This window comes from Bifidobacterium tissieri (assembly GCF_002259645.1).
In the GTDB taxonomy this organism is placed as follows: Bacteria; Actinomycetota; Actinomycetes; order Actinomycetales; family Bifidobacteriaceae; genus Galliscardovia; species Galliscardovia tissieri.
This window is the reverse complement of sequence record NZ_MWWV01000029.1, coordinates 1-1,157: the sequence shown is the minus strand read 5'-3', so window position 1 is coordinate 1,157 and position 1,157 is coordinate 1. Positions and strand designations below refer to the sequence as shown.

The 1,157-nt window shown below is 41.7% G+C and carries 2 protein-coding genes; both read left to right on the top strand.

The window, feature by feature from the left end; translation table 11 throughout:
- Window positions 1–265, top strand: a 265-nt coding sequence (locus tag BTIS_RS11515; RefSeq protein WP_211279458.1) for a response regulator transcription factor, incomplete at its 5' end; no start/stop codon positions are given.
- Window positions 266–274: 9 nt separating this feature from the next.
- On the top strand, window positions 275–1,157 hold an 883-nt coding region (locus tag BTIS_RS11510; RefSeq protein ID WP_143248957.1), incomplete at its 3' end, for a sensor histidine kinase.

Below are 1,157 nucleotides of genomic sequence, written 5' to 3'. Positions count from 1 at the left end.
TCCGGAGAGTTCTGACTTTTATGCAGTAAAGGAATATGTCGCCTTGGAGCATTCGAATATGGCTGATGTTCTTTCAGGACTTTCTGCCAGAGAGTTAGAGATATTGAAACTATACAAAGCCAAATCCTCTACAAAGGAAATTGCAGAACACTTGAATATCAGCGAGGATACAATTTTTTCGCATAGGAGGAATATAAAGAAAAAGTTTCACTTAGATAATTGGTCAGAAGTGATCGCATATTGTGGTCGTCTGAATATACTTTGAAATACTTGTATGATGTTACCTGATAATTATTTGCAACTGATACGCAAAGGTAAAGAGCGGTTCTTTCCATACGGATGGATCTCCATCATTTCTTTTTGTTGTCTTCCGCTTGTTGTAATAGATGATCTGCTGCTTGTCTGGCAAATGAATGACTGGTTTTCCATATTCATTTGCATCAGTGATGCGATCAGCATCATTCTCTTTGGTTTGCGGCCGAATATTGGCGTTTGGGCTGTTTCAGCACTATGGATAATCTCATCATTGGTTAGTAATCCTACGGGATGGATGACTACTACCATTGCGCTATTCGCTATAGGGGCGTCGTCGTTTGTCTCTTCTTTGCGTGGAGCCGCGGTTGCAGCTGTTATCTGGTTTGCGCAAATAGTAGGAAAGATATTGTATAGACCGGCATTCTTCGTCGACGGAGAAATTGTTTCTTTTACTACATTCGTAGTTCTTGTTTTTCTGTCCGGCTTTTTCCTCAGAAGGCAAAAAATTGCCAATGAGGCACTTGCGCAAGTAAAGCGACAGCAGCAACTGAACGTTATTGCCAGAAATCTCCATGATTACGTAACCAACGATCTCGTGGATGCGTCATTGTCACTGAATCAGATATCTGGTTTCTCGAATTCAAATGAGAGCCAGATCGGCATGCAGAACGCCATACGTTCTATTGATGATGCGCTGACTCAAACGCGTCGAATAATTCGCATGTTGGAACAGTCTCAGGCTGATAATCAGTCGGTAATTGGCACTGGATTTCATACAAGTTTACGAAGTATATATGCCATCTGTGATGGCGAACAACGGCATCTCAATAGTGTTGGTATTTCTGGGACAGTCTTATTCCCTCAGGATATGAATATTCCTCTTCATCGAGAAGATGCGCGAT